The sequence below is a fragment of the Butyricimonas sp. RTP31003st1_G1_RTP31003_210430 genome, from assembly GCF_040920905.1.
Classification (GTDB): domain Bacteria; phylum Bacteroidota; class Bacteroidia; order Bacteroidales; family Marinifilaceae; genus Butyricimonas; species Butyricimonas paravirosa.
The window spans coordinates 1-983 of record NZ_JBCOSQ010000144.1 but is presented as its reverse complement, the minus strand read 5'-3'; the positions used below and the strand labels follow the sequence as shown (position 1 = coordinate 983).

The window sequence follows — 983 nt, the reverse complement described above, 5'->3', positions numbered from 1 at the left end:
ACCACATACCCCGCACGAGTATCCACCGGAATATCTTTATCTTTCAACAATTCCTGAATCACTCTAGCAATCTCTCGTATTCTATCATGAATATCCCAAAGGTTACCATACTCGTCTTCTAACCATGGATACACACGTACCATCGAATAAACCGACAAGTAACCATGCAAAAGTCCAGACAAGGACGAGGGGGGACAATCTTTCAATGCCAATCCACACACCTGCTTGTACACTTCTCGAAATAAATTCTTTTCCATTGATTCCTATTACTCTATTTTTTCCAGAAACGAACTTGGTATATAAGACGTGGCAATAGATGCCACACCATCCAAACGAATGACGACTCGCTTGTGTCCTTTCAAGCGTACCAGTTCTCCTTCCAAGCCCAGCAAAGGCCCTTTGATCACTCGTACACGATCACCTCTTTTCAGATCCTTATTAAGCACTTCCACACCATCGGTTGAAAAGTCCAATAAAAACATGAAATCTTCCATCTGTTTATCCGGGATGATCAGTGAATGACGTCCTTCACGATCTTTCAAATAAACGACATTCAGCATGTGATCGTTCAGTAAAGAAAAACTAGTCGCTTTATCTGTCCGGATAAAGATCATCCCGTGAATCAGGATAACCCGGATCTTTTTTCGACCAAGTGGAGTTTCACGTACCCGCTCTTCCTGCGGCAGGTAATTTTCTACTCCTAATTCGTCTAATTTCTTTTTAATGACCAATTCTTGATTTACACGGGTATAGGCGGCATACCAGTTTAATTTATCAGTCGTTATCATTGATTGTTTTTTAACAAAAGCTCGTGTTTATACCGGCAATTTCGAAGATTACGACCCGACTGGATACGCTTCGCGCACTAACCCTACCACGAGTCCTGATTTATTGCCATGTGTTCTGTACGCTATACTTAAACAGCAATAACGCATAGAAGCTGTCCGCATAAACATCATTTCCTATAAAAAAACGATCGTTTA

1 protein-coding gene and 1 pseudogene are annotated in these 983 nt (G+C 41.2%); both read right to left on the bottom strand.

Annotated elements, in window-relative coordinates:
• A pseudogene (locus AB5542_RS21285) lies at positions 1 to 257 on the bottom strand (hypothetical protein); the annotation flags it as partial.
• 9 nt (positions 258 to 266) lie between these two features.
• Complete coding sequence (locus AB5542_RS21280) at positions 267 to 788, bottom strand: UpxY family transcription antiterminator (RefSeq protein ID WP_087420688.1); 522 nt, start codon at positions 786 to 788, stop codon at positions 267 to 269.
• Positions 789 to 983: the final 195 nt, after the last annotated feature.